The 26432-nt window shown below is 71.0% G+C and carries 19 protein-coding genes; 7 read left to right on the top strand and 12 right to left on the bottom strand.

Annotation, left to right across the window (positions count from 1 at the left end; genetic code table 11):
- Positions 1-45: 45 nt before the first annotated feature.
- The gene (gene polA, locus WMF27_RS43995; protein ID WP_437769933.1) at positions 46-2100 is read right to left on the bottom strand and encodes a DNA polymerase I; all 2055 of its coding nucleotides are present in this window, start codon (positions 2098-2100) and stop codon (positions 46-48) included.
- Positions 2101-2189: 89 nt separating this feature from the next.
- Here polA (WMF27_RS43995) and WMF27_RS43990 point away from each other — a divergent pair, with 89 nt between their 5' ends.
- From WMF27_RS43990 to WMF27_RS43980, 3 genes are all read left to right on the top strand, one after another.
- Positions 2190-2576, top strand: coding sequence for a hypothetical protein (locus tag WMF27_RS43990; RefSeq protein ID WP_437762894.1), 387 nt, complete (start codon positions 2190-2192; stop codon positions 2574-2576).
- A 177-nt stretch (positions 2577-2753) separates the two neighbouring features.
- Positions 2754-4037, top strand: coding sequence for a LysM peptidoglycan-binding domain-containing protein (locus tag WMF27_RS43985; RefSeq protein ID WP_437762895.1), 1284 nt, complete (start codon positions 2754-2756; stop codon positions 4035-4037).
- Positions 4034-5437, top strand: coding sequence for a hypothetical protein (locus tag WMF27_RS43980; RefSeq protein WP_437762896.1), 1404 nt, complete (start codon positions 4034-4036; stop codon positions 5435-5437). Before WMF27_RS43985 ends, WMF27_RS43980 begins: the two co-directional genes overlap by 4 nt.
- Positions 5438-5455: 18 nt before the next feature.
- Here the strand turns inward: WMF27_RS43980 and WMF27_RS43975 are convergent, their stop codons facing one another.
- From WMF27_RS43975 to WMF27_RS43940, 8 genes are all read right to left on the bottom strand, one after another.
- Positions 5456-6265 carry a hypothetical protein gene (locus WMF27_RS43975; RefSeq protein WP_231864569.1) on the bottom strand — a complete coding sequence of 270 codons (810 nt, stop codon included), beginning with the start codon at positions 6263-6265 and terminating at the stop codon, positions 5456-5458.
- A 122-nt stretch (positions 6266-6387) separates the two neighbouring features.
- Positions 6388-6984 (bottom strand): hypothetical protein, encoded by a 597-nt coding sequence (locus WMF27_RS43970; protein WP_437762897.1) that lies wholly within the window; start codon positions 6982-6984, stop codon positions 6388-6390.
- A gap of 156 nt (positions 6985-7140) precedes the next feature.
- On the bottom strand, positions 7141-9843 hold the full coding sequence (gene polA / locus WMF27_RS43965) for a DNA polymerase I (protein ID WP_437762898.1): 2703 nt from the start codon (positions 9841-9843) through the stop codon (positions 7141-7143).
- Positions 9844-9876: 33 nt separating this feature from the next.
- Positions 9877-11226, bottom strand: a complete 1350-nt coding sequence (locus WMF27_RS43960) for a carboxypeptidase regulatory-like domain-containing protein (protein ID WP_437943571.1) — start codon at positions 11224-11226, stop codon at positions 9877-9879.
- Between the two features lie 19 nt (positions 11227-11245).
- Entirely contained in the window at positions 11246-11452 is a 207-nt protein-coding gene (locus WMF27_RS43955; protein ID WP_437943570.1) for a hypothetical protein, read from the bottom strand.
- An 86-nt stretch (positions 11453-11538) separates the two neighbouring features.
- Positions 11539-13476 (bottom strand): S8 family serine peptidase, encoded by a 1938-nt coding sequence (locus WMF27_RS43950; RefSeq protein WP_437762901.1) that lies wholly within the window; start codon positions 13474-13476, stop codon positions 11539-11541.
- 473 nt (positions 13477-13949) lie between these two features.
- A complete protein-coding gene (locus WMF27_RS43945; protein WP_437762902.1) occupies positions 13950-15485 on the bottom strand; it encodes an aminopeptidase P family protein in 1536 nt (511 codons plus the stop codon).
- Positions 15486-15582: 97 nt separating this feature from the next.
- The gene (locus WMF27_RS43940) at positions 15583-16323 is read right to left on the bottom strand and encodes an SDR family oxidoreductase (protein WP_437762903.1); all 741 of its coding nucleotides are present in this window, start codon (positions 16321-16323) and stop codon (positions 15583-15585) included.
- A gap of 113 nt (positions 16324-16436) precedes the next feature.
- Here WMF27_RS43940 and WMF27_RS43935 point away from each other — a divergent pair, with 113 nt between their 5' ends.
- On the top strand, positions 16437-17285 hold the full coding sequence (locus tag WMF27_RS43935) for a hypothetical protein (protein ID WP_437762904.1): 849 nt from the start codon (positions 16437-16439) through the stop codon (positions 17283-17285).
- A gap of 35 nt (positions 17286-17320) precedes the next feature.
- On the opposite strand, the gene WMF27_RS43930 is transcribed toward WMF27_RS43935, so the two are convergent.
- The 3 genes from WMF27_RS43930 to WMF27_RS43920 all read right to left on the bottom strand — a co-directional run bounded on the left by WMF27_RS43930 (position 17321) and on the right by WMF27_RS43920 (position 21202).
- Positions 17321-17866 carry an HdeD family acid-resistance protein gene (locus tag WMF27_RS43930; protein ID WP_437762905.1) on the bottom strand — a complete coding sequence of 182 codons (546 nt, stop codon included), beginning with the start codon at positions 17864-17866 and terminating at the stop codon, positions 17321-17323.
- 251 nt (positions 17867-18117) lie between these two features.
- Positions 18118-19464, bottom strand: coding sequence for a DUF1552 domain-containing protein (locus WMF27_RS43925; protein WP_437762906.1), 1347 nt, complete (start codon positions 19462-19464; stop codon positions 18118-18120).
- Between the two features lie 43 nt (positions 19465-19507).
- Complete coding sequence (locus tag WMF27_RS43920; protein WP_437762907.1) at positions 19508-21202, bottom strand: DUF1592 domain-containing protein; 1695 nt, start codon at positions 21200-21202, stop codon at positions 19508-19510.
- A 710-nt stretch (positions 21203-21912) separates the two neighbouring features.
- Between WMF27_RS43920 and WMF27_RS43915 the strand changes: the two genes are divergently transcribed.
- The 3 genes from WMF27_RS43915 (at position 21913) to WMF27_RS43905 (ending at position 26385) form a co-directional block, all read left to right on the top strand.
- Positions 21913-24174, top strand: coding sequence for a bifunctional salicylyl-CoA 5-hydroxylase/oxidoreductase (locus tag WMF27_RS43915; RefSeq protein WP_437762908.1), 2262 nt, complete (start codon positions 21913-21915; stop codon positions 24172-24174).
- Positions 24175-24337: 163 nt separating this feature from the next.
- Positions 24338-25057, top strand: coding sequence for a MerR family transcriptional regulator (locus WMF27_RS43910; RefSeq protein ID WP_437762909.1), 720 nt, complete (start codon positions 24338-24340; stop codon positions 25055-25057).
- A gap of 305 nt (positions 25058-25362) precedes the next feature.
- The gene (locus tag WMF27_RS43905) at positions 25363-26385 is read left to right on the top strand and encodes a YihY/virulence factor BrkB family protein (RefSeq protein ID WP_437762910.1); all 1023 of its coding nucleotides are present in this window, start codon (positions 25363-25365) and stop codon (positions 26383-26385) included.
- Positions 26386-26432 lie beyond the last annotated feature (47 nt).

The raw sequence follows: 26432 nt of genomic DNA, 5'->3' as shown, positions 1-26432 counted from the left end.
GAAAACGCCGAGATGGGCCCGTATCCGAAGCGGGTGCCCGCCCCTTCAATGAGCGTCGGCCCAGGTGGGTCCGTGACCTACGTCGACGACGAGCGGGACGTCGAGCGGGAAGACCGACTCCATGGCCTCCCGCACCTTCGCCTTGGCCTCGTCCACGGCCCCGGCCGGCACCTCGAACGCGAGCTCGTCGTGCACCGTGAGCACCATGCGCGCGCCGGGGACGACGGGGCGCGGGACGCGCACCATCGCGAGCTTCAGGAGATCCGCCGCCGTCCCCTGGATCGGGGTGTTCTGCGCGATGCGCTCCGCCTGGGCGCGGCGCATGCGGTCGCTGCTGCGCAGATCCGGGAGCAAGCGGCGCCGGCCGAGCAGCGTCCGCACCGACTCGGAGCGCTTCGCCTCGGCCATCGTCCCCTCCATGAACTCGTGCACGCCCCGGTAGCGCGCGAAGTAGGCGTCGATGAAGCGCGCCGCCTCCGCCCGCGAGATGTCGAGCCGCTTGGCGAGCGCCGACTCGCCCATGCCGTAGATCACGCCGAAGTTGATCGTCTTGCTCCGGCGGCGCATCTCGGCGGTGACCCCCGCCTGGTCCACGCCGAAGATCTCCATGGCCGTGCGCACGTGCACGTCCTGCCCGGTGCGGAAGGCATCGACGAGCACCGGGTCCTTCGAGAGGTGCGCGAGGACGCGCAGCTCGATCTGGGAGTAGTCGGCGCTCACGATCACGCTCCCGGGCGGCGCGACGAACGCGCGCCGGATCATCCGGCCGAGCTCCGTGCGGATCGGGATGTTCTGCAGGTTCGGGTCCTGCGACGAGAGCCGCCCGGTCGCGGCCACGGCCTGGCCCCAGCGCGTGTGGATCCGGCCCGTGCCCGGGTGCACGAGGCGCGGCAGCGCGTCGACGTACGTGCCCTTGAGCTTGGCGATGGCGCGGTGCTCCAGGACCACCCCGGGGAACGGGTGCTCCTCCGAGAGCGCCTCGAGCACGTCGGCGTCGGTCGAGCGGCCGGTCTTCGTCTTGCGCTGGGAGCGCAGCTTGAGCTCGTCGAACAGGACCGCCTCGAGCTGCTTCGGCGACGCCAGGTTGATGTCGTGCCCCACGATCTCGCGCGCCTTCTGCTCCAGCGCGGCGAGCTCGGTCGTCATCTGCGCGCCGAGCTGCGCGAGCGCCTGCGGGTCGACGAGGACGCCCGTGAGCTCCATCTCCGCGAGCACGGCGGAGAGGGGCAGCTCGATCTGCACGAGCAGGTCCTCGAGCTTCTCGGCGCGGAGCCGCGGGCGCAGCCGATCGGTGAGCGTGAGCGCGACGTCGGCGAACGCGGCCCCGTAGCTCGACGCCTCGCCGAGCTCGATCTCGTCGAGGGCGCGCTGCGCCTGCCCGCGGCGCTTCGGGGCCACCTCGTCGAGGGTCTGCATCTTGGCGCCGAGCTCGCGCTCGGCGAGCTCGTGGAGCTGGTTCTTCCCCTCGGGATCGAGCAGGTAGCTCGCCAGCATCGTGTCGAAGGAGACGCCCACGAGCCCGATGCGGTGCCGCAGGAGGATCACCTCGCAGAACTTCACGTCGTGGCCGACCTTCGGGAGCTCGGGGTCGGCGAGCAGCGGGCCCATCACCGCGTCGACGTCGCTCATCGAGAGCTGGGCGGGCGCGCCGAGGTAGCGGTGGCCCAGCGGGACGTACACGGCTTGCCCCGGCTCGCAGGCGAGCGCGACGCCGCAGACGTGGGCGCTCATCGGCTCGCGGCTCGTCGCGAGCACGTCGAGGGCGAGGCGGCCGGCCGCGCGCGCCGACCTGGCGAAGGCCTCGAGCTCCTCGCGCGTCGTCAGGACCCGGTAGGTCGCCGCGCGCGCGGTCGGCTCGGGCGCGCGGACGGCCTTCAGGAAGCGCGAGAAGCCGAGCTCGGTGAAGAGCTCGCGGAGCCTGCCGGTGTCCGCGCCGCCGTAGCGCAGCGTCTCGAGGTCGAGCGACACGGGCGCGCCGCCGTCGAGCGCCCGGGCGCGGAGCCCGAGCTTCGACGCCGCGTGACCCGACGTGCTTGGAGCGCCGGTCTCGGCGGGCGTCGGGGCGAACGTGTGCCCGTGGCGCGCCGCCGTGCGTGACAGGCGCGCCGAGAGGGGGCGACCGCCTCGTCACGGGGGCTCGACCAGGGGTCATCGCGGCGGGTCGACCTTGCGGGATGGATGGGGCTAACTTGTCCTACCCTCCCGCGGCCGCCTGCTCGGGGGTCGCGGCGGGGTGCACGGCCACGACGTTCCCCCGTGCGTCAAGCTCCTGCACGCCCGTCTCGGGACGAGAGCCGCCCGCCGGCCCGCGATGGCTCTGCGGGCTCTCGCCGTCTTCTCCGAGCGCGCTCGCGTACGACAAGCCGCTGGGCGCTGCGCTCGATGGCGTCACCTTGCACGCAGCGACGCGCGCCGGTGCGCACCATGCCGCGGCGAGCGAGGCGCTGCTGCGCTACGTGCTGCGACCCACGATCGCAAAGGAGCGCGTCGAGCCGCAGCAGGACGGCCTGGTGCGGCTCCCGCTCAAGCGCGCCTTTGCGGACGGGACTGTCGCGGTGGATATGGATCCGGCTTGATTTGCCTACGCGCTTGCGTTTCCTATACCCTAGTGATACCGCCTCCTCGATGTGAGGGATTACTGGTTCTCTAGAGCGTGGAGGCTCTACGGCTTCGGCGGTGAGAGGACCTATGTGCTGCGAGCACGTGATGCACCGGCCGAGCCGGCTGGGGCCCACCTCGAGCCTATTCCTGCCGTGTTCGCTTCGTTAGCCGTCGATGACTGGCGGGACGACCATGTTCGCGTCCTGCAGGACATGTTCTGCGAGCTCACGTTCAGCAGCTGGTCGAGCTTGCTCGCCTATGACCAGCGAGCGGTCCGCGAGATGATCAGCGTTCGCCTACGGGAAGCCCTGCGCAGGGGAGAGCTCGTCGCCTTTCGCGAGGCTCGCACGCCGGCATCTTTCGTGCCGCGAGGCGTGGGTGCGAAAACACCGGAGCCGCGACAGCCGCCTCTGGAGACGCCGGCCACGCTTTCGTTCTACGAGATCACCCTGCTCGATGAACTCGATGCTCCCATTGCGGGCGTGCGCTTCTCCATGCGCACGCCGGCCGGCACGTTCACGAGGACAACCGATGCTAGAGGCGTCGCCCGCGTCGATGACCTACCGCCTGGCATCGGTAACGCGTCCGTGGTCGGCTTGGCCGAGCTCTGGGAGAGATTGAAGGAGCGCGAGCGCAAGCCACGCCGCACGGCTCCACCACCCGACGGGGACGCGTGGCACATTCGCACGCTCGCGCGAGCGCTTGATCCGATCACGGTGCCCAGCGGCGAGCGACAGCACCTCATGCTGGTGACACGAACCGACGTGTTTGCGCTTGTCGCAGGTTGGGAAAGGCTATCACTTGCCGATGCGGCAGGCCCCTGGACCTTCCATGGGGGCACCGAGACGGTGCTGAGCCTGCACGCCGATTCGGCGGAGCGAAAGGTTCAAGTCCTTGGCCAACCGTTCTCCCTACCCGAGTTCCTGCCCCCGAAGAACGATCCTCTACCAGGCGAAGCGGAGCGCTGGAAACCACCAAACATCTATATCGTCCAGCCGGGAGATACACTGAGTCTCATCGCCGCACGCCATCTTGGCGCCGTGGATCGCTGGGGTGAAATCTGGGCACGGAATCGAGCATCGTACGAGGGCCGATCCCCCGATATCATCTATCCGGGCGACCGCTTCGTCATGCCTGATGATGCCCTTCCCCCCTGGTTGCGCGCTGCCTCAATCGATGCGCCCCCACAGCCCGCCGGCGACCTGACGGCGCCGGAATGGCTCAGCATCGCTGTGGACTGGATTCATGCAGCGCTGTTTGACAAGGACTTTGACGCGGTCATCTCCCTCCTGGAGAGCCTGCCCATCGAGCCCTCGCCACCCCCAGTGCAGGCACCAACGCCCATCGTCGAAGATCTCATTTTTCGAGCTCACTTGACCCACCTGGCCTTCGAGGGGCAGGTCGATCCGCCCTACTCGGCGTCGGAGGAGGGATGACCCTGCACATCGCGGTCACCTGGCCAAACGCAAACAGCCCGCTTCTCCCGGACAAGCTCGCTGACGTGAGATTGGAAGCCGGAGGCACACCGCTCACGCCAAAGCAGACTGCGCCGGGGCGGCGGGAGTACGAGATCCCGGACGGTACGGCGAAGCTCTCGTTGAAGGCGAGTTTTTCGGTCGCGTTCGGCCCGGTCAAGGGTACGGCCAAGAACCCGGATGTGCTGATCGATGTCGGCGCGATGACCCATGTGGTGCTCCGAGCCCAGCAGGAGTTCGATGTCGTCGACGGCGGAACGCGGCTACGGCCGGTGGATCAACCGGCGTACGCAGGCCCGCATCCGCTCGTTCACATGGTCGGAGCGGCTAATCTTCATGCCGCTGTCTCCATCAAGCTTCGCACGGAGTTCGTCGACATCACGCCGTTCTGGAAGGTCTACGCGGCGGTCTGGAGCTATTACGAGACCGAGCATAAGCCGGGTACCAGGCTCCTGGTGCTCGGCGCGACGGGCGCGACACCGATCATCTGGTTCGCGAGCATCCCGGACGCCTGCCTTCATTGCACCAACGGCTTCGCCTCGTGCCTCGTATTCTTCCGCCCGGAAAACTATATCTATACCCAGGTGAACCAGCCACACCAGATGGCCGCACTGGCCCGGTATCTCCTCAAACCCAAGGAGGCGGACGATGCAACGGCCCAGTCGTGGGAACGCGACTACATCGCCGGCGACGGATACAACCTCATCCGCTGCGGGTTCGAGGATGCGCTCGCACGGAGCCAGCGCGCTGTGGTGATGCTTCACCCCTGGCCGAGCGGCACGGCTTTCGGCGGCGCAGCGGGCAGCGAGCTGCCAGCTCTCTGCTCCGGCGCGCTTCGCCTGCTCTGGGCCGATCAGCACATCTTCCGGGGGACAGCCAATGTCCGACTCGGCCGTCTCGGTATCTCCGGCTTCAGCCGGGGTGGCGGTAGCCTGTGGCCCGCGCTGACCTCTAACATTGGTCGGGTCGATGAGGTGTACGCCTTCGATTGCGTCGGCACGGACACGAGCGCCCGAACGATCGTGCAATGGTACAATAGTCGTCCCGAAGCGCGGCTCCGGATGGTGGGTGGCGCGTACAACGTCGCGAAGCACCAAGCCATCTACCGAACGATTCAAACTACGAACGGGGTGACTGGGCCGCTCACGCACGTGACAGCGATCCCCGAGAGCAACGAGGGGTATGCGCCCAGGGTCAATCCGCTCTGGGATCACGTCCTCAAGGAGCGGGAGGACCTGCGAAGCCATCCCGATACACGGCATCAATTTGCGATTTTCGGCGGTTACATAGCCCTGCCCGGACCGTTCGCGCTGACGTTCCTGCTACGGTTTCTCAAGGAATCGCTGTTCATGGTCCCTTGAGTGCGCTGAATGCGCCTCTCAGGGGGCGCGCCGGAGGGCACGGCCTTTCCAGGTATAGCGACCGCGGCCGCTGCAGACGCGCCGGTACACGTCGCGCGCCGATTGCCATGCCGCACGGCTTTCAGGCGCGGCGCTGCGGTGGGCCGCGTCGACGGCGTTGAGGGCATCATCGCAGGAAGAGCCGGCGGCAGCGGCGGCCGAGTCCGAGAACCGGAGCACGCCCTCCTCGACCCGCGGCACGATCGCGACCCTGCAGATGGCCGGGTTCTGGGGAGCGCAATCATCAAGTGCCGCCGAGGAGGGCACGTCGAGTACCGGCCGGAGGGCGCTGCCCTCCGCGACGTAGAGCACCGTGTGTGCGACAAAGGGGACGAGCGCGGCCTTCTGCTCGCGCCCGCGCCAGCAGACAAGCAGCTCGGCATCGGGCAGAACGAGCGTCCCGCTGCAACTGCAGTCGTTGACCGGCTGAGGTGGGCTGACGGCGAGCATCGACCAGCAGGCAGCGTCGGGCCGCCACCGCACGCCGCGGGCCGTGAGCCAGTCATCAACGTCGAACGGCGTGGCTGCATCGACCTTTGGACGCCCGCCCGTCATCGCGGGGATCGGCGCGACAGCGGACGGCGGAGCGAGAACGCCGACAGATGTCGCTGCGCCACCGGATGCGGTTGGAGTGACGCTGGACGATGAAAGCGGAGACGTGCCGGACGGCAGTGCGCCGGTGGTGGATGCGTTCGGCGGTACCGGCGACGATAGGTCGCACGCCATCAGGCTCGACGCGGCGCACAGGAGGGTGGTGAACGCGAGGAGGAAGCGAGCGGCGCGGAGCATGTCGGACGCAGGGTAGCGCGGGGGCGGGTCAGGTCCTGCAGACAAAGGAGGTCTTACGGTGAGCAGCGTGGGTGCGCGCGTGGTCCACGTGATCGGCCTCGGCGCTCAGACGTCGGTCGGCCTCACGTGCCCTCCACGATCGCGGCGGTCCGCGGCGCGATTCGCCGGTTTCGCACCTGGAACCACCTGCGCGACCGCCGCACCGGCGACGCGCTCACCCTTGCCGTGCCCGGCACGCTCGGCCGCGATCTGCCGGTCTCTCGCAAGCGGCGCGCATGCCGGTCGTCCTGGACGCGTGCCGTGCCGGCGCCTTCTCGCTGCCCAAGGATCTCGGTATGGAGCACGACCACAGCGAGCGCATCGGCGGTCGGCACCATGAAGTCGAGCGGTGCCGCGATGGTGGCGGTTGCGCTGCCGCCGCGTGTCGTCGTGAAGGTCGCGCCCGTGAACGAAGGCTCGCGCTCGACGAGCGGCCCGCCGAAGAGCGCGGCAACGAAGGAGCGGCCCTGTCGCCGATGGAGGACATGACCCGCATCGCGCTGTCGCGAGGGACCTTCCTCGCGCGCCCCTTCGCGCGCAAGGGCAAAGACGACCAACCGTTCGCCCCAAAGCCGAGCCGCTTCGCCGCGTCGTACGACGGCTTCGACGTGCACTGTGCCGTGCGTATCGCGGCGAACGACGACGAGGGACGGGAGCGCCTGCTCCGGTACTGCGCGCATCCGCATCGTGGTGCTGAAGGACGGGCGCGTGGCCTACCTCATGAAGACCGCACGGCGCGGCAGCACGCACCGCGTGCGAGACGGGCGCAGAGGCGCCGGCGAGCCCTGCGCCTGGAGCAGGCCCCGTGTCCGGAGCGGGTGACCGCCCTGCCTAACCTAGTGCGCTTCAGCCCAGGTGGGTCCGTGACCTACGTCGACGACGAGCGGGACGTCGAGCGGGAAGACCGACTCCATGGCCTCCCGCACCTTCGCCTTGGCCTCGTCCACGGCCCCGGCCGGCACCTCGAACGCGAGCTCGTCGTGCACCGTGAGCACCATGCGCGCGCCGGGGACGACGGGGCGCGGGACGCGCACCATCGCGAGCTTCAGGAGATCCGCCGCCGTCCCCTGGATCGGGGTGTTCTGCGCGATGCGCTCCGCCTGGGCGCGGCGCATGCGGTCGCTGCTGCGCAGATCCGGGAGCAAGCGGCGCCGGCCGAGCAGCGTCCGCACCGACTCGGAGCGCTTCGCCTCGGCCATCGTCCCCTCCATGAACTCGTGCACGCCCCGGTAGCGCGCGAAGTAGGCGTCGATGAAGCGCGCCGCCTCCGCCCGCGAGATGTCGAGCCGCTTGGCGAGCGCCGACTCGCCCATGCCGTAGATCACGCCGAAGTTGATCGTCTTGCTCCGGCGGCGCATCTCGGCGGTGACCCCCGCCTGGTCCACGCCGAAGATCTCCATGGCCGTGCGCACGTGCACGTCCTGCCCGGTGCGGAAGGCGTCGACGAGCACCGGGTCCTTCGAGAGGTGCGCGAGGACGCGCAGCTCGATCTGGGAGTAGTCGGCGCTCACGATCACGCTCCCGGGCGGCGCGACGAACGCGCGCCGGATCATCCGGCCGAGCTCCGTGCGGATCGGGATGTTCTGCAGGTTCGGGTCCTGCGACGAGAGCCGCCCGGTCGCGGCCACAGCCTGGCCCCAGCGCGTGTGGATCCGGCCCGTGCCCGGGTGCACGAGGCGCGGCAGCGCGTCGACGTACGTGCCCTTGAGCTTGGCGATGGCGCGGTGCTCCAGGACCACCCCGGGGAACGGGTGCTCCTCCGAGAGCGCCTCGAGCACGTCGGCGTCGGTCGAGCGGCCGGTCTTCGTCTTGCGCTGGGAGCGCAGCTTGAGCTCGTCGAACAGGACCGCCTCGAGCTGCTTCGGCGACGCCAGGTTGATGTCGTGCCCCACGATCTCGCGCGCCTTCTGCTCCAGCGCGGCGAGCTCGGTCGTCATCTGCGCGCCGAGCTGCGCGAGCGCCTGCGGGTCGACGAGGACGCCCGTGAGCTCCATCTCCGCGAGCACGGCGGAGAGGGGCAGCTCGATCTGCACGAGCAGGTCCTCGAGCTTCTCGGCGCGGAGCCGCGGGCGCAGCCGATCGGTGAGCGTGAGCGCGACGTCGGCGAACGCGGCCCCGTAGCTCGACGCCTCGCCGAGCTCGATCTCGTCGAGGGCGCGCTGCGCCTGACCGCGGCGCTTCGGGGCCACCTCGTCGAGGGTCTGCATCTTGGCGCCGAGCTCGCGCTCGGCGAGCTCGTGGAGCTGGTTCTTCCCCTCGGGATCGAGCAGGTAGCTCGCCAGCATCGTGTCGAAGGAGACGCCCACGAGCCCGATGCGGTGCCGCAGGAGGATCACCTCGCAGAACTTGACGTCGTGGCCGACCTTCGGGAGCTCGGGGTCGGCGAGCAGCGGGCCCATCACCGCATCGATGTCGCTCATCGAGAGCTGGGCGGGCGCGCCGAGGTAGCGGTGGCCCAGCGGGACGTACACGGCTTGCCCCGGCTCGCAGGCGAGCGCGACGCCGCAGACGTGGGCGCTCATCGGCTCGCGGCTCGTCGCGAGCACGTCGAGGGCGAGGCGGCCGGCCGCGCGCGCCGACCTGGCGAAGGCCTCGAGCTCCTCGCGCGTCGTCAGGACCCGGTAGGTCGCCGCGCGCGCGGTCGGCTCGGGCGCGCGGACGGCCTTCAGGAAGCGCGAGAAGCCGAGCTCGGTGAAGAGCTCGCGGAGCCTGCCGGTGTCCGCGCCGCCGTAGCGCAGCGTCTCGAGGTCGAGCGACACGGGCGCGCCGCCGTCGAGCGTCACGAGCTTCTGCGAGAGGCGCGCGTCGGCCTCGTTCTGCTGGAGCGACTCCCGGATGCGGGGCTTCTTGACCTCGCCGATGCGCTCGTAGATCGCCGAGAGCGAGCCGAACTGCGCGAGCAGCTCGGCGGCCGTCTTCAAGCCCACGCCGGGGACGCCAGGGACGTTGTCCGAGGTGTCGCCGACGAGCGCGAGCAGGTCGCGCACCTGCTCCGGCGGCACCCCGAACTTCGCGACGACCTCGGGGTGCCCGTAGACCTTGTCGCGCATCGCGTCCCAGAGCATCACCTGCTCGCCGTCGACGAGCTGCATCAGATCCTTGTCGCTCGACGCGATGACGACGCGCAGCCCCCGCTCCCTGGCCCGCGCGACGGCGACCGCGACGAGATCGTCCGCCTCGAGCCCCTCCTGGATGAAGATCGGGATGCGGTACGCCTCGACGATCTCCCGGCACCGCTTCATCTGCACCCCGAGGTCGGGCGGCGGCGGGGGCCGGTGCGCCTTGTAGCGGGGGTCGAGGTCGTCGCGGAACGTCTTGCCCGGGGAGTCCATCGCCACGCCCAGGTACGCGGGCTTCCGCTCGTCCACGAGCTTCGTGAGCATCGCGACGGTGCCGTACGTCGCGTGGGTCGGCTCGCCGCTCGGGCTCGAGAGCGGGCTGATCGCGTGGTAAGCGCGGAAGACGTAGCCCGACAGGTCGACGAGGTAGAGGACGTCCGGAGCTCCGGCCGGGGGAAGCGCGGTAGGGCGCGTGGACATGGACCGACCCTTAGCACCTCGGCGCGCGGCCGTTCACCGAACCACGACGTCGCGCCGTATCGTCACGTCGAGGGTGCGCCCTTCCCGCTCCACGCCGACGGTGACGACCGTCCCCGCAGGGCCGCGGAGGCGCTGGATGCAGTCGGTGAGCTCCAGCTCCGTGGTGGGCCGGCCGTCGATGCGGGCGATGACGTCGCCCGCCATGAGCCCGGCGGACGCCGCGGGCCCCCCTTCGACGACGCCCGCGATGATCACGCGGCCCGAGGAGAGCGAGAGCATCGCGCCGATGCCCGTGAGCTCCTCGCGCGCCCCGCCGTCGTCCAGCTGGCGGAGCTCGACGTCGACGCGCGCCGACTGCGCGCCGCGCGCGTCGAGGCCGGACACGATCTTGGCCATGTACTGCTGGTGGCGCACGCGCACCGAGAACGGGCCGCTGGCCGGCACCCCTTCGAGCTCGTAGTCGCCGTTCGCGTCGGTGAGCGCGAGCGAGATCGCGTTCGCGCCCGACGAGGTCGCGGAGTCGAGCTCGACCTGGGCCTCGACGACCGGCGCGCGCGACGCGGCGTCGACGACCCTGCCCCTCAGCGTCGCGCCCTGCGGCAGCACGATCCGCACGCGTGCGGCGGCGCGGCCCGCCTCGACGTCGACGGGCCGGCTCCGCGCAGGCGGGCGTCCGGCCGAGCTCGCCGTCAGCACGTAGCGGCCCGAGGCGAGCGCGTCCCACCGGAAGGCGCCGCCCGGATCCGACACCTTGCGCGCGCGGCCGTTCACGCCCGCGTGCGCGCCGGCCCCGGCCGGCGTGAACGACTCGATCGCCAGGAGGTACGCCTCGACGGGCCTGCCCGACGGATCCACGACCTCGCCCGCGATCGCGCCCGCGGCGAGCAGGCGAAGGACGTTGTCGCGGCCCGCGGCGACGCGCGTGGGCTCGGCGTCGCCGTACGGAGGATGCGCGGCGGTGGCGGTACAACCGTCGGCCTCGGCCGGCAGCTCGAAGCGCCCCTCGGCGTCGGCGGCCGCAGATTTGCCGGGCGCTTCGCGGCAGCTGACCACGGCGCCGGCGCTGGGGTGGCCCTCCGGATCCAGCACGACGCCGCGGACCGGCCCCACGCTCGCGGCCGTGATCTCGCGCGGCGGCGGCGAGGGTGGCGCCGGCGGCGAGGGCGGCGCCGGCGGCGCCTCGACGACCTCGCGCGGCGCCGTGAGCTCCGGCCGTGGTGGAGGGAGCAGCGCAGCGGCCGGCTCGCGCCGGACCGGCATCACGGGGCTGGGGCGCGGCAGGAGCAGCCAGACGAGGAGCGGCATGACCAGCAGCGCGACGGAGAGCAGCGCTGCGGAGAGCCAGGCCCTCCGCTGCGCGCCTGCCGTCCGGATGTCCGCCATGCCATCCTCCGCCGCCGGTTCACCGGCCGGCGTCGGCCTCGCTCGCCGGGCCCTCGCCCGCGCCTTGAGGGGCCGCGCCCGGTTCGGCCGGCCCGTCCGACGACGCCTCGTCCGTGGGACCGAGCGCGGGGCCCCGTGGCTCCGCGGGCCACGGCGTCTCGCTGGAGGAGCCGCCGCACGCCCCGAGGAGCAGCATGAAAGGTAGGAGCCAGGTGCCGGACCGCATCGCCGGCATCCTAGCTCGTTTTTGCAGGGTGGTCATGACGGCCGGGCGCACCGCCCGGCCATGGAGCGAGCGCGGCAGGCGCCGGCTCAGCGCGTGGACAGGTTCGTCCGGGCGATCCAGAGGCAGGCCGCGGCGTTGACCGCGCACCACACGACGAGGGCCACCCTGCCGAAGGGACCGGCGGCCTCGCCGAGCAGGACGACCGACGTGAGGTAGGCCGCCGTGCCGACGGCGAAGCCCGCGATCGCCGGCCGGAGCCTCTTCACGCCGAAGAAGAGCGCCGTGAGGCCGAGCGGCACGAGCGCGTTGGCGAGCGGCAGCCAGCGGTGGACCGACGCGCCGATCAGCAGGTCGAGGTCGGCGATCGGCCGGGCCAGCACGTCGACGGCGAGCTCCACGCGCGGCAGGAGCCACGGGGCGAAGAAGAACAGCCCCGGCCCCGCCGCGAGCGCCGGGAGGAGGAAGCTCGCCCGCCACGGGCTCGTGGCGGTCGCGTCCTTCTTGCGGGCGCGGCGCGCGACCCACGTCGCGAGCACCAGCAGCGCGAGCAGCCGCACGACGATGTGGTTCTGCGTCACGCGCACGACCGAGCTCGCGGCGTCGAGGATGCCGGCCCCGTAGAGGAGCTTGCCGCCGTCGGAGTCGTCGACGACGCGCGCGCCTGCGCGGAGCGCGTCCTCGACCGCGCGCGGGTCCGTCACGCCGAGGCTCACGAGCAGCGCCGCCGCGCCGGCCACGTGGGGCGCGGCCATCGACGTGCCGCTGTACGCGTAGAAATTCTGGCACTTGTCGCGCCCGCGGTTGCAGATGGTCTGCTGGGTGACGTTCACCCCGGGCGCGGCGACGTCGACGCCCTGGCCGCGCGAGGAGAACCGCGCGATCTTGTCGTTCACGTCGGTGGCGCTCACGCCGATGACGCCATCGGAGGCGCCGGGGAACTGCACGCGCCCGCCGGTGTTGCCGGCCGCCGCGACGACGACCGCGCCACGCGCGACCGCGTCGTCGATCGCGCTCTGGAGCACCTTGGAGTTGCGCGGGCCGCCGAGGCTCAGGTTGATGACCTGGGCGCCGTGCTCGGCCGCCCACCGGATGCCGTCGGCCACGTCGGCGGTCGTGCCCCAGCCGCTCTCGTTCAGCACCTTGACCGGCATGAGCCGCGCGTGGAACGCGAGCCCCACGGCGCCGAGGCCGTTGTTGGTCGATTGCGCGATCGTCCCGGCGACGTGCGTGCCGTGCCCCTGGTCGTCGTTCGCGTGGGTCGTCTTGGTGACGAAGTTCCATCCCTCCACGCACTCGGTCGAGGCCAGGTCGGTCCCCTTGGTGAAGGGCCCGTGGTCCTCGCACGCGATGCCCGTATCGACCACGGCGACGGTGACGCCGCGGCCGGAGGCGAAGTCCCACGCGCGCTCGGCGCCCACGCGCGCCATGTGCCACTGGTCCTTCATCAGCGGGTCGTTCGCGACGAACGAGGCGCGCACCCACGCGAGCGGCTCCGCCGCCTCCACGCGCGGATCGCGCGCGAGCCGCTCCAGCGTCGCGCGGACGGGACCGTCCACCGTGGCGATCTGGATCCGGGTCTCCGAGAAGAGCGACGTCGGCTTGACGACGCGCAGCGAGAAGTCGCGCACGAGGTCCGCGAGCGAGGCGTCGTCGAGGTCGTCGCGCGCATCGACGACGATCTGCCCGGGCTCGTCCCAGCTGGTCTCGTCGAGCTCGGAGGCCATGCCGTGCAGCGGCTCGCCCGCGGTCGCGACCGGTTCATTCAGCAGGTCCGGGCCGCGCAGCGACGGGCCGACATCGACGGGCAGCGCAGGGTTGACGTACGCAGGGAGGCGAGGTTCGAGCATCCCCGGCGAGCGCGCCGCGAGGACGGCCCTGGCGCCTTGGCCGTCCGTCCCATCCTCGGCCCTGGCCGCGCCCGCCGCTGCGACCACCGCTGCCGCGGCGAGCAGCGACGTCGCGAGCGCGCGTCCGGTTCGGAGATTTGCGATCCCAGGCCAACGCAGAAGGCGAGACGTGTGCATGCGGGTCTCCTCATCGGCAGGGTAGCGCCGCCGCCCGCGAGCAGCCATCGCTCCAGCATCCTCGCGCCCGCCGTTGCGTCCGTGCGCCAGCCCCCCTCGCGCCCGCGGCATCAACCGCCAACCGCAACCCCAGACTTCCTGGAACACCGCCCCATCCCCTTCAAGCCCGAGCTCGCCTGCCCGAGCTCCCGACCACCGCTCCCCACGGCAGAGCCGCCGGTGGAGGGTGGGGCCGCGCGGGAGGGCGGCGGGGGTGGGCCCCACAAACCCGAGCGCCGGCCCGCATCGGAGCGAGTCGCCCCCGACCCCACCCCACCCTCCCGTGTGGCAACAGCCCCCCAAAAGGCGCGAGTTTGTGGGGGGACCCCCGCCGCCCTCCCGCGCGGCCCCACCCTCCACCGGCGGCCCCCGCGTCCGGGCGCGCTCTCCAGCTCGCTCGCCTGGACCGTCCCCCGCCCGCCGTTCAGTTCAGTTCACGTCGGCGTAGCCCAGAGTCCCGCCATCCACGCTTCCACGTCGCTCGCGGCCCTCGGGAGTTCGCTCGACAGGTTCCGATACCCCGTCTCCGTGACGAGGATATCGTCCTCGATGCGCACCCCGATCCCGCGGTACCTGGCCGGGACGGTCTCGTCATCGAGCTGGAAATAAAGCCCCGGCTCGACCGTGAGCACCATGCCCGCCTTGAGCTTGCCGAACTTGTAGACCTGCTGCCGCGCCTGCGCGCAGTCGTGCACGTCGAGGCCCAGCATGTGGCTGACGTTGTGGAGCGAATACCGCCGGTAGAGCTGCCTGTCTTCCTTGAGCGCCTCCTCGGCGGAGACGTGGAGGATGCCGAGCCGCTCGAGCCCCCGCGCGAGCACCCGCATCGCCGCCCGGTTCGGCTCCATGAAGTCGTTGCCCGGCTTCACCTCGCCGATCGCCGCCTCCTGCGCCTCGAGCACGAGCTCGTAGATCTCGCGCTGCTCCCTGGAGAACTTCCCGTTGATCGGCAGGGTCCGGGTGATGTCCGCCGTGTAGAGCGCGTTGCCCTCGACGCCGGCGTCGACCAGGAGGAGCTTGCCCGGCTCCAGCGCGCCGTCGTTCCTCGTCCAGTGCAGGATGCACGCGTGGTGGCCCGACGCGGCGATGGTCCCGTAACCGACGTCGTTGCCCTCGACCCGGGCGCGCAGGTTGAAGGTGCCCTCGACCTCTCGCTCGCTCCGCGCGCGGGGGAGCGCGCGGATGATGTCCTCGAAGCCCCGCTTCGTCGACGCGACGACCGCCTCGAGCTCCTGCACCTCGAGGGCGTCCTTGAGGAGGCGCATCTCCGAGAGCGCCTCGCCGAGCTGCTTGTCGCGATCGTGCCGGGCGAGGAGCTTGTCGACGCGCTCGGACATGCCGCGGAGCACGCGGTGGGGGCGCGTCACCGTGCCGACGAGGCCGCTCAGGTACGCGTCCAGCTCGGGGAGCCCGCGGCACTCGTCGACGCCGAAGTGCGCGCGGCTCTGCTCGACGCCGAGGCGGGGGCCGACCCAGAGCTCGCCCTTGGCGCGATCGGTGAAGAACGTCTTGTCGCTGCGCCCGGGGTTCGGCTCGACGAAGAGGATGTCCCGGTGCCCGCCCCCCTCCTGCGGCTGCAGCACGAGCACGCAGTCAGGCTCGAGGTTGCCCGTCAGGTAGAAGAAGTCCGAGCCCGGGCGAAAGCGGTAGTGCGTGTCGTTGGCGCGCACCTTCTCGTGCCCGGTGGGGATGATGAGCGTCTCCGCCGGGAAGAGCTTCGACAGGGCGTGGCGGCGGGCAGCGAACACCTCCGCGTGCGCGATCGCCTGCGGGAGCTCGCCGGACGCCGGCGTCCAGCGCTCCAGCATGAACGCGATCAGCGCCTCCGGCAGCGTCGAGTCGTGGCTCGCCGGCTTGACCTCGGCGCCGGGAGCCGCGGCCGCGGGTGCCTCGGCCGGACCGCCGGCGGGCGCGCTGTGGGCAGGATCTGCCTGGAGGGGGGCGGCGCTGGTCTCGGGCGTGTGGCTCATGAGGCTCGAACTATGGGTCGATCAGGCGAGGTCGTTCAAGCCAAAGCGCGCCCCCGTTCACGCTGGGGCGGATCGACCCGCGCGACAAGGCGGCGCGTCACGCGACCGAGGCGCCGCCGTCGACCGCGAGGATCTGGCCTGTGATGAAGTCGTTTTCAGCAAGGAACACCACGGCGCGGGCGACGTCTTCCGCCTCGCCGATGCGCTGGAGCGGGATGCGCTCGCGGAGGCGAGCGAGCGTGGCCTCGTCGTAGGAGGACGGCGGCAGCACCGTCCCGGGAGCGACGCCGTTCACGCGCACCTCCGGCGCCAGCCCCACGGCGAGGCCGCGGACCAGGTGCGCGAGCGCGGCCTTCGACACGGAGTACGGAATGTAATTTTTCCAGGGGCGCTCGGCGCTCACGCAGACCATCGCGACGACGCTGCCGCGGCAGGCGCGGAGCGCCGGGGCGAGCTCGAGCGTGAGCAGGTACGGCGCGGTCGCGTTGAGCGCCATGGCGTGATCCCACGCGTCGGCGGAGAGCTCGGCCGGCGGGACCCGTTCGAAGTTCGCCGCGTTGTGGACCAGGAGGTCGAGCCGGCCAGACGACCAGCCGAGCACCGCGCTGGCGAGCGCGGCGAGCGCCCCCCGGTCGTGGAGATCCGCCTGGAACGCGGCGGCGCGGCGGCCGAGGGAGCGCGCCTCGTCGACGACGAGCTCCGCGCCGGCGGCGCTCGTGGCGTAGTGGACGGCCAGGTCGGCGCCGGCAGCCGCGAGCGCGCGGGCCGTCGCGGCGCCGAGGCGGGTGCCGGCGCCGGTCACGAGGGCGATACGGCCGGTCAGGGGAGCATGGGGCATGGGGAGCTGTGTAGCCGATGCGGGGCCCCGCGCGTCGAGGCGGTAGACGTCGCGACGTCGCGCGACGCCGTTTTTTTCGCCCGCGCCGCGCGCCATGGCACGCTGGACGGGCTTTGCCGACGCCTCCGACACGCCGAGCAGCCGCACAGGAACGCTCCCAGGAGCCGCCGCGCCGCCTGCGCGCCCTCGCCGCGGCGCTGCTTTGCGCGGCCGGGTGCAGGGAGCGGATCGAGTCGATCGATCTGCCCAGCATCGGCCTGCCGGGCCTCGATCCGCCCGGCGCGAGCGCCCCCGCGGCGCCGGCGAGCGCCGCGCCGCGGGCCCCGAGCGCGCCGCGCGCCGCGGGGACAGCGAGCGCCGCGCCGCGCGCCGCCGCGCCGGCGACCCGGCCCGAGTGCGACGAGCTGCCGTCGGAGGAAGAGGAGCGGCGCGCGCAGCTGCCGCCCCTGACGGCGCTCGGGAAGGCCGTGCCCACGGAGCCGTGGGCCCCGCCGCCGTACGAGGTGCTCCCGGGCGTGACGCTCCCGGCGAAGATCGCCGCCAAGGTCGAGCAGATCGACGAGGGCTACGCGCGACGCACGCGCGAGCACCTCGTGATCACGAGCGGGACACGCGACGCGAACCGCCAGGCCAGGGCGATGTTCACGAAGCTCAGGCTCGGCGAGGACCTCCTCCGGCTCTACCGCAACAAGGCGGCGGTCCAGGAGATCAAGAAGGCGTACAAGGCGAACTCCCGCAAGCCGCCGGAGCAGGTGGTCGCTGCCATGGAGGCCGTGATCCAGGACCAGATCGACCGGGGGATCTACGTCTCCGCGCACCTGCGCAAAGGCGCCGTCGACGTGCGCAACAGGACCATGTCGCCCAAGGAAAAGCGCGCGTTCCTCGAGAGCACCGCGGAGGTCGGGGGCGTCCTGGTGATCGCGGAGACGACGCCCGCGCACTACCACCTGCAGATCGATTGACGGGCGCGCTCCGTGCCATGGCGCCCCGCCGGGCGTCAGGGCATGCGCAGCGGCGCGACCACGCCCGGCACGCGGCGCAGGCGCAGCGAGAGCCCGATGAGCATCGCTCCCTCGGCGATGGCGAACGCTCCGATGAACCAGACGAGCGCCAGCACGCCGGCCGCCGGGAGCGCCACCATGAGGACGCCGAAGAGGAGGAAGGCGGCGCCGCTCAGCCCGAGCCAGAACTCGTCGGTGATCACGTGCCGGAGCTTCACCGCGCTGATGATCTTGAAGATGCCCATCACGATGGCCCACGCGGCGATCACGCCGTAGAGCGTGAGCGCGGTGATCATGGGCCGCCAGAACGTCAGCACCGCGATCCCGACGCCGAAGATGCCCTCGACCACGGAATACACGCCGCCGCGGCCGCTGATCGCGGACCCGAACGCGGCGCAGCCGTCGAGCAACGCCCACACGCCGAACAGCAGCACGAGCGTGGCGAGCGATGGGATCGGCCACACGAAGAGCAAGATCCCGAACAGGATCCCGACCACGCCCCTCAGGGCCAGCAGCCACCAATACCGTCCCAGCGATTCCATGCCTCACCCCTCCTCTGGCATCCACGTCGCTCACACCCGGCGGACGCGCGCGGCCTGAGCGGACGGCGTCTCCGCCGCCCGCGCGCGGAGCGCTGTGCCGCTCATGCCCGCACGGCGCCACACTGCCCGGGCTGGATGCACGTCCCCTGCCCGACCGCGGCGAGCGAGCTGCTCAGCAGCCGCGGGAGGGCGGGCCCATCGGAGGTCGAGCGCTGGTAGGTGTCACGCGCAGGCCTCGCGGCGCGCGAGGCTCACAGGCCGGCGATGGGCCCGCCCGCCGGGTCGCCGTACTCCGACAGCTCGACGCCGAAGTAGTTGATGATGGAGCAATGGAGCGCGCCGGTCGGGGGCTTGTTGGCCTTGACGGCGCGGCCTGTCTGGAACCCCCCCACGTGGCCGGCGAGCATGATGGGCATGTTGGTCCGACCGTGGGAGTCCCCGTCGCCGTTCTCTGACGTGTAGAGCACGAGCGACTCGTCGAGCAGGTTGCCCGTCGCCGTCTGGGCGGCCTTCATGGCGTTGAGCAGGTAGGCGAAGCGGCGCACCTTGAACCGCGAGGTCTGGACGACGCGGGCGTTCGCGATGCGCATCGCCTCCGCCTGCGGCAGCCCGTCGAGATCGGTCGCGCGGTCGCGATCGCCGAGCTTGTGCGAGATGAAGTGGTCGCTCCAGTCCCCCACGCCGTCGGGCAGATCGTACCCGGCGAAGTCGAGGCCCCAGCTGTTCGAGTACTGCAGGACGAGCACCCGCGTCAGGTCGCAGGTGAGCGCGAGGAGCCCGAGATCGATCATCTGCTTGAACTTGCCGTGCAAGCTCTGCCCCTTCGTGGGCGCGCCGGGGACGGTGCAGCCCGCCTGCGTCGTGGACTGGATCTGCTTCTCCAGCTCGAACACCGACTCGAGGTGCTGCTCCACGCGCGCCCGGTCCGCCGCGCCGAGGCGCAGGTTCAGGCGCCTCGCGTCCTCTCGCACCCAGTCGAGGACGCTGGCGCGGCGCCGCCGGATGTCGTCCATCTCCTCGCTGGGGTTGCCCATGTTGCTGAAGAGCGTGTCGAACACCTTCGCCGGATCGCGGAAGGCGTCCTCGACCTGACCGCCGTCCCTGAACGAGATGAAGCCCTGCGTGACCGCCGTGTCGCCCGTGGGGGACAGGTTGAGGCTGCGGAACGGGGTCTCGGCCGCGATGTGGTTGGCGAGGTACTGGTCGAGCGTGGCCTTGCGCGGGACGGCCGTCCCGCCGCCGTCGGTGTGGGCGCACAGCGCCATGGCCGGGCTGTGGATGTCGGAGCAGATCACCTGGTGGTCGACGCCGGACACCATGGTGACGTCGCGCCAGATCGCGTCCCCCGCCGGCCACTCGCGCTCGGCGTCGAAGCCGTTCATGTCGACGAGGCACGGAGGCAGCCCCTCCGCCGAGAGCGGCCCCGCCGTCTTCGGGTGCCACGCCCCGGGATCCGTGCCGTTCGGGGCGAAGAACGCCACGAAGCGCTTCGGATCCGCCGGCGCGGCGCTGGCGCGCTGGGGCCGCATCACGTCGAGGAACGGCAGGGCGACCGCGACACCCGCCCCGCGGAGCAGAGCTCTTCTCGAGATCTTCACTGGCGACACTCCTCTTCCGTCGGTCGAACCGTGTGCGAGCACATCACTCTGGCGCCCTCCGCAGCCGGAACTCCGGCGAGCGCACGATGGCGGTCAGGAAGGAGCGGAACCGGTTGCCGTCCTGCGTGAAGCTCCCCGCGGAGGCGTCGATCGCGCAGCGGTCCTCGGCCGCCGGCTCGCGCCCCTGGGTGTAGATGAACAGCTTCTCCGCGACGCAGGCGGCCAGATCGGGGCTGCGCCGCAGCTCCGCCGCCAGGGCAGCGAGCGAGTCGAACGACTCGTTGGCGGCGCCCTCCAGGCGCGGCGCCAGCCCGAACTCGTCGATACCGATGCTCCCATCGTACTTCCCCAGCTTGTCGTACTGGGCGAAGCCGACGCCGATGGGATCAATGAGCGCATGGCAGCCAGCACACCCTTGCTGGGTATTGCGCTTCCGGAGGACCTCGAGATAGGTCAGGCCGGAGAGCTCGCTCTCCAGCTGCTCGAGGAGCCCCGCGGGGATCGAGATCTTCTCGCAGAGGAAGGCCGCCCGGAGCCACTGGCCGCGCACGGCGATGAGATCGCCGTCGTTCTTGGCGCTGATGAGGCTCGCGTGCGTGAGCAGCCCCGTGTTCGCCCGGTGGTGGCCGGCGGGGAACTCCACGCGGCTCACGCCGCCCCCCGGCACCTCGAGGCCGTAAAACTTGCCGAGCGCCGGGGTGACATACGTGTGGTTCGCGGTGAGCGCGTCGAGGAAGTCGACGTCGGGGGTGAACGCGTGCTCGCCGAGGACGAGCTCGCTCTCGGCGATCATGTCCTCGAGCAGCGCGGGCGTGAACGACGCGTCCGGGTTGACCGGCGCGCGGAGCTGCTCGAAGGTCAGCCACTGCTTGAAGAACGCGTTGAAGAAGACCTGCGTCCGCTCGTCTCCGACCATCTCCTCCGCGACGGCGCGGAGGCCCTCGTCGCTGTCGAGGTCGCCGGACTCCGCCCGCTCGAGCAGCGCTGCGCTCGGGGACCGGCCCCACAGCGTGAACGACAGCCGCGACGCGAGCTCGAGCGGCGTCAAGGTCGACGTCTCCGAGCCGGCCGAGCCGACCTCGATCCTGAACAGGAAGCTGGGCGAGGTCAGCAGCGCCTCGATGACGAAGCGGAACGCGTCCTCCCTGTCCCGCGCGACCTCGCTCGCCCGCGCGACCAGATCGCTCGTCTCCTCGGCCGAGAGCGGCCTTCGATACGCCAGCTTGCCGAAGCGCTGCACGAAGCGCTCGAGGCAATCGTCGGCCTCCGGCTCGCAGCCGAGCACCGCTGTCCGGCGCGCGTCGTCCGCCATGAGCTCCTGCCCGAGCGTCTCCGCGATCGCCAGGTAGGCGCGCAGGTGCTGATCCGACACGTTCTGGAGGGCGGCGATCGTCCGGAAGCCACCCTGCCCGGTGTCCTCCGGGATGCTGTCCACGGCGGGCGGCCTGTCGAGCTGGAACAGGTCCTGAAGGGTCAGCTGGACCTCGACCTTGGACAGACGGCGCAGCACGCCGGGGCTCGTTCGGGCCTCGCGGCAGTCGTACGCGGCCGGCTTCCCGGTGGTCGGGTCGATGGGCCTGTCGTCGTCGATGGAGCTGCCCGAGCTGCCATCGCCGAGCTGCCCTGTGCAGGCAGCCGCCGTCAGGCCGACGAGCCCCATCGCGAACATGCCCGCCGCGATGGAGCGGCGGAGGAACGGTACCGATTGATGGGTGTCGGGCGGCGCTGTCTTGCTCATGGAGTGACCAGCCGTTCGGGTGGAATTCACCTGGTCCATGCCGGGGCGTGTCCCGGCGATGAGCCACGTCATGGCTAAGGAGAATATTTGAAGCAGAGCGGTACGTGCGCCCCGGCGTCACCTCGGGGTTCGGTCTATATTCCCGACGATCGCTCTTCTGATCCAGGCTTACCCTACTTCCGCTCGCCGACCAACCCCTTCGTCGGTCGCCCGGAGGCGGTCATGCAGAGCGCATTCAGGGCGCAAAAGCATTCCCTCGAATTTTCCGGAGGAATTGAACAGGGAGACGGGGAGACGGGGAGACAAATCCCACCGATCGCCCTTCCCGTCTCCCTGTTCAATTTTCCGCCCCCCAAACGCCAATCCATGAGGGGAATTGTCAGATGAAGCGGACCGATCTGCTCCAGCGCGCCGAACTCGCCCTCTGACCGGCGGGCTCGACACCGATGCTCGCGGCGCTCTCGGAGCCTCCATGAAATCGGGTGGGGTGGTCGTCTCTGACGACTGCGTCGCTGGCCGCCTGCGCGAGCCGAGCGACGGCGCGACTGCCGCGCTCGATCGCGCGATGATGCGAACCAGCTCTTGCGCGTCCCGGAAATCCCGTTCTTCGATCCTGTCCACCCTTGATTTCCACCGGAGCGGCGCTGTACCTCGGCGTTCTCGTGTAGGCTCCGGCGCGGGCGCAGACGCGGGAGCAGAGGAGCAGGGCGTTGAGGATTTCATGCGTGGGCGGCGGGCCGGCGGGCCTCTATTTCGCCCTCCTGGCGAAGCAGGCAGACCCCCGGCGCGAGGTCGTCGTGGTGGAGCGGAATCGGCCCGACGACACCTTCGGCTTCGGGGTCGTGTTCTCGGACGCGACGCTCGACGGCCTCGCCGACGCGGATCGCCCGAGCTACGACGCGATCCGGAGCAGCCTCGCCCACTGGGACGAGCTCCACGCGCACTTCGGCGGGCGCGTCCTCGTGTCGAGGGGGCACGGCTTCAGCGGCCTCTCGCGCCGGAAGCTGCTCGCGATCCTGGGGGACCGGGCGCGCGAGCTCGGCGTCGTCCTGCGCTTCGAGGAGGAGGTGACGGCCCCGGAGGAGGCCCTCGCCGGGAGCGATCTCGTGGTCGCGGCCGACGGGGTGAACAGCCGGATCCGCGAGCGCTTCGCCGACCGGTTCAGGCCGCGCATCGACGTCCGCCCGAACCGGTTCGTGTGGCTCGGCACGACGTTCCCGTTCGACGCCTTCACCTTCTACTTCGAGGAGAACCGCCACGGCCTCTTCCGGGTCCACGCGTACCGCTACGAGCCGGAGCGCTCGACCTTCATCGTCGAGTGCCGGGAGGAGACCTTCCGGCGCGCGGGCCTCGATCGCGCCGGCGAGGACGAGACGATCGCGTACTTCGAGGAGCTCTTCGCCGAAAAGCTCCAGGGCCACCGGCTGCTGAAGAACCGGAGCGTCTGGCGGAGCTTCCCCACGGTGCACAACGAGCGCTGGAGCGCGGGCAACGTGGTGCTGCTCGGGGACGCCGCGCACACGGCGCACTTCTCGATCGGCTCGGGGACGAAGCTCGCGCTCGAGGACGCGATCGCGCTCGTCGACAGCCTCCAGCGGCACCGGGGCGTGCCCGAGGCGCTCGCCGCGTACGAGGCGGAGCGCAAGCCCAAGGTGCTCGCGCTCCAGCGGGCCGCGCAGGTGAGCCTGCTGTGGTTCGAGAACACCGAGCGCTACATGGCGCTCGACCCGGTGGAGTTCATGTTCAGCCTGCTGACGCGGAGCCTGCGGGTGACGCACGAGGGCCTGAAGGCGCGCGACCCGGCGTTCGTGCGCGAGATCGACGCGCACGTGGCGCGCAAGGCGGAAGCGCAGGCGGGGGCGCGCCTCATCGCCGGAGACGGGCCGCCGCCGCCGCCGATGTTCACGCCGTTCCGGCTGCGATCGCTCGTGCTGGAGAACCGGGTCGTTGTGTCGCCCATGTGCCAGTACTCGGCCGAGGACGGGCAGATCGACGACTGGCACCTCGTCCACCTCGGCAGCCGGGCGCTCGGAGGCGCAGGGCTCGTCATCACGGAGATGACCGATGTCAGCGCCGAGGCGCGCATCACGCCGGGCTGCGCCGGGCTCTATCGCCCCGGCCACGTCGAGGGGTGGCGGCGCGTCGTCGATTTCGTCCACGCGCGCTCCCGGGCCAGGATCGGCGTCCAGCTGGCCCACGCCGGGCGAAAGGGCGCGACGAGGCTGCTCTGGGAGGGCATGGATGTGCCGCTCGAGCGCGGCGCCTGGCCGCTGCTCAGCGCCTCCGCCATCCCGTACCTCGCGGAGAGCCAGGTCCCGAAGGCGATGGATCGCGCGGACATGGACCAGGTGACCTCGGACTTCGTGCAGGCGGCGAGGCGGGCGGACGAGGCCGGGTTCGACCTGATCGAGCTGCACTGCGCGCACGGCTACCTGCTCGCGAGCTTCATCTCGCCGCTCACGAACAGGCGCGACGACGCGTACGGCGGTCCTATCGACAACCGGATGCGCTACCCGCTGGAGGTGCTCGACGCGGTGCGGGCCGCGTGGCCGGCGGAGAAGCCCATGAGCGTGCGCATCTCCGCCACCGACTGGGCGCCGGGCGGGCTCACGACCGACGATCTGATCGCGCTCTCGACGATGCTGCGGGAGCACGGCGCCGACATCATCCACGTCTCGGCGGGACAGACGGACCCGTCCAGCAAACCGGAGCACGGCCGGCTGTTCCAGACGCCGCTCTCAGAGCTCGTGCGGCTGGAAGCCAACGTGCCGACGATCGCGGTGGGCAACATCCAGAGCTACGCGGACGTGAACAGCATCATCGCGGCCGGGAGAGCCGACCTGTGCGCGCTCGCGCGGGCGCACCTCTACGACCCGTACTGGACCCGGCACGCCGCCGCGGAGCAGGGCTTCGACATCGACTGGCCACCTCAGTACAGGTCGGTCGAGAGATACACGCTCCGCATGCGGTGACCCTGCGCGGGGCGAGGGAGAGGTCCGTCCCGCCCGAGCCGCTCCGCGCAGCGCCCCGGTCGAGCGAAAAAAGTGAAGGCGGGCCCTTGATCCTCACGCTACGTGAGGACCTAGCCTCCGGGGCATGGACGTGCTCACCCGCCCTGGAAACAGGGGTAACGCCATGCGTTCAGCACCGTTGAAAGTCGGCGATCTCGCCCGGCAGACCGGCCTCTCCGTCCGCACGCTCCACTATTACGAGGAGATCGGCCTGCTCGCCCCGTCGCATCGCACCGCGTCGGGGCACCGGATGTACTCGGCGGGCGACGTCGCCCGGCTCCAGCAGATCAAGTCGTTGCGCGAGCTCGGCTTCAGCCTGGAGCAAATCGCCGCGTGCCTGGACCAGCCGGGGTTCTCTCCGCTCCAGACCGTCGAGCTCCACCTGTCGCGGCTGCGCGAGCAGATCGCCCTGGAGCAGCGGCTCTGCGCGCGGCTCGAGGGCCTGGCCCACGTCCTGCGGTCGGGAGAGGACGTCTCTGTGGAGCAGCTCCTTCAAACCATCGAGGTGATGACCATGATCGAGAAATACTACACCCCAGAGCAGCTCGAGGAGCTCAAGCAGCGCGCGGACGCGATGGGCCCCGAGAAGATGCGTGAGGCCGAGTCGGCGTGGAAGCAGATCTACGACGACATGCGGGCGGAGATGCAGAAGGGCTCCGACCCGAAGAGCGAGCCGGTGCAGCAGATCGTGAAGCGCATGCGGGAGCTCATCGACGCGTTCACGGGGAAGAACCCCGGGATCGAGCGATCGCTCAACACGATGTACCGGCAGGAGCCCTCGGTGAGGACCCAGCACGGGATGGATCCGGAGCTGCACGGGTTCATCGACAAGGCGATGAGCTAGCTGGCTCGCGGCGCAGGGAGGCCGCCGGCGCCGGAGGCCACGGCGCGAGCGCCCGGCCAGGTGGCCTCGGGCGCTCGCGCCGTGGCCGTTCTGCCAGGTGGGGCAATTCGCACCACGCGCGAGGATCGAGCCGCCTCTGCGCCCGGCCGGGGCCCCGCGCGGGAAAAATCGCCGACGTGTCCGGGGATCTGCAGCCGCAGGCCTGGCACCTGCGTTGCTTTTCATGACAGCGTAACGGCGCCTCCGGCGCGAGCCGCCCCAGGAAGACCCCCGCAGCGCTCCACACGCCCCCCTGAAGGTCCATCATGCACCTGCCCGGAAGAGAGATCCCCTGGAAGGATTTCCTGAACGACATCAAGCAGGAATGTATCAAGGACAAGATCGACACCGTCGCTGCTTCACTGGCGTTCTTCGGTGTCCTCGCGATCTTCCCGTTCCTGCTCTTCGCGGTCGCCCTCGCCGGCCTGGTCATCGATCCTGCCGAGTCCGCGCAGCTGATGGGCGAATTGTACCAGGTGGCCCCGCCCGCCGTGGCCAACATCCTGGGCGAGCGCCTTCAGGCGCTCACCGGGGGCCAGAGCCCGGCGCTCCTGACGGTCGGCGCCCTCGGCGCGATCTGGGCCGCCTCGGGCGGCGTCACCGCGCTGATGGACGCGCTCAACTCTGCCTATGGCGTCGAGGACAGGCGGTCGTACCTCAAGCGCCGCGGGATCGCCCTCCTGGTCACGCTCGGCGGCGCCGTCCTGCTGACGATCGCGTCGGCGATCGCGGTCGCCACGCCAGCGCTCGCCGCGCACCTCGGCCCCTTCGCGACGCTCGTCCTCTGGCTGCGCATGCCGGTGTCGGCGCTCATCGTGATGGTGGTCCTGGCGATCCTCTATTACTTGCTCCCCGACGTCGAGCAGCGGTTCAAGTTCATCACCCCGGGCTCGGTCGTGGCGGTCGTGATCTGGGTCCTCGCGTCCCTCGGCTTTTCCTTTTATGTCAGCCGGTTCGGCAGCTACGAGGTGAGCTACGGCGCGCTGGGCGGCGTCATCATCCTCCTCCTCTGGATGTGGATCTCCTCGCTGGCGGTGCTCCTCGGGGCCGAGATCAACGCCATCATCGAGCACCGCTCGCCCGAGGGGAAGCGCACGGGCGCCAAGGACGCCAGCGATACGGGGGCGGATCTGCCCAAGACCGAGAAGACCGAGAAGGAGGAGGCCCAGGGCGCCGCGCTCCCGGCCGGCGCCGCGCGCGCCCCGCGCAGCGAGGGCTCGGGCAGCGACGGGGCGCGCCCCAACCCCGCCGGCTCACGTCGCTCGGAGCTCCATCGAGGGAGGGCGTAGGCGACGCCGCGGGGCTCGCGACAAAAACACCTCGCCCTGGGCGCCCA

Source organism: Sorangium sp. So ce281, from assembly GCF_051527395.1.
In the GTDB taxonomy this organism is placed as follows: domain Bacteria; phylum Myxococcota_A; class Polyangia; order Polyangiales; family Polyangiaceae; genus Sorangium; species Sorangium cellulosum_B.
Note: the sequence above shows the minus strand (reverse complement) of the source record. Positions and strands in the feature narration are given on the sequence as shown.

Excerpts from the sequence above, each read along its gene's own strand:
- WMF27_RS43980 (WP_437762896.1), top strand. The coding sequence starts at position 4,034 with ATGACCCTGCACATCGCGGTCACCTGGCCAAACGCAAACAGCCCGCTT.
- WMF27_RS43975 (WP_231864569.1), bottom strand. The coding sequence starts at position 6,265 with ATGCTCCGCGCCGCTCGCTTCCTCCTCGCGTTCACCACCCTCCTGTGC.
- WMF27_RS43970 (WP_437762897.1), bottom strand. The coding sequence starts at position 6,984 with ATGCGCGCAGTACCGGAGCAGGCGCTCCCGTCCCTCGTCGTCGTTCGC.
- polA (WP_437762898.1), bottom strand. The coding sequence starts at position 9,843 with ATGTCCACGCGCCCTACCGCGCTTCCCCCGGCCGGAGCTCCGGACGTC.
- WMF27_RS43960 (WP_437943571.1), bottom strand. The coding sequence starts at position 11,226 with ATGGCGGACATCCGGACGGCAGGCGCGCAGCGGAGGGCCTGGCTCTCC.
- WMF27_RS43955 (WP_437943570.1), bottom strand. The coding sequence starts at position 11,452 with ATGCGGTCCGGCACCTGGCTCCTACCTTTCATGCTGCTCCTCGGGGCG.
- WMF27_RS43950 (WP_437762901.1), bottom strand. The coding sequence starts at position 13,476 with ATGCACACGTCTCGCCTTCTGCGTTGGCCTGGGATCGCAAATCTCCGA.
- WMF27_RS43945 (WP_437762902.1), bottom strand. The coding sequence starts at position 15,485 with ATGAGCCACACGCCCGAGACCAGCGCCGCCCCCCTCCAGGCAGATCCT.
- WMF27_RS43940 (WP_437762903.1), bottom strand. The coding sequence starts at position 16,323 with ATGCCCCATGCTCCCCTGACCGGCCGTATCGCCCTCGTGACCGGCGCC.
- WMF27_RS43930 (WP_437762905.1), bottom strand. The coding sequence starts at position 17,866 with ATGGAATCGCTGGGACGGTATTGGTGGCTGCTGGCCCTGAGGGGCGTG.
- WMF27_RS43920 (WP_437762907.1), bottom strand. The coding sequence starts at position 21,202 with ATGAGCAAGACAGCGCCGCCCGACACCCATCAATCGGTACCGTTCCTC.
- WMF27_RS43910 (WP_437762909.1), top strand. The coding sequence starts at position 24,338 with ATGCGTTCAGCACCGTTGAAAGTCGGCGATCTCGCCCGGCAGACCGGC.
- WMF27_RS43905 (WP_437762910.1), top strand. The coding sequence starts at position 25,363 with ATGCACCTGCCCGGAAGAGAGATCCCCTGGAAGGATTTCCTGAACGAC.